The sequence below is a fragment of the Stenotrophomonas sp. 3diitr2024 genome, from assembly GCF_042136455.1.
Taxonomy (GTDB): Bacteria; Pseudomonadota; Gammaproteobacteria; order Xanthomonadales; family Xanthomonadaceae; genus Stenotrophomonas; species Stenotrophomonas sepilia.
Genome location: NZ_JBHHMJ010000420.1, coordinates 1 through 325 on the forward strand (window position 1 = coordinate 1; position 325 = coordinate 325).

At 66.2% G+C, this 325-nt stretch carries 1 protein-coding gene; it reads left to right on the forward strand.

Annotated elements, in window-relative coordinates; translation table 11 throughout:
• Window positions 1–325, forward strand: a 325-nt coding sequence (locus ABGA94_RS10545) for a hypothetical protein (RefSeq protein WP_375367224.1), incomplete at both ends; no start/stop codon positions are given.

A 325-nucleotide genomic window follows, 5' to 3' on the forward strand; every position in this document is an offset into this window, starting at 1 on the left:
TGGGCAAAGCCGCCGCGCGGCTGGCCACCGGCAAGTGGTTCAACGCGGGCCAGACCTGCATCGCGCCGGATTATGTGCTGATCGATACGGTCCGCCAGCGCGAGTTCGTACAGGCGCTTGAGTTCGCCGTCACCGGGTTTCACATCCGGATGCGGCAGGCCACAGGGGCCGGCGGCGGCATGGCCGACCGCTTCCCCATCCAGTTCCAGCAGCCACACCGTCTGCCCGGCGATCTCGACCTTGGCGGTCTCGCCGAACAGCTTGCTGTCCACATTCCATCGCGCACCGGCTTTTTCCGCCAGGGCCTCAACGAAATGAAACCCGG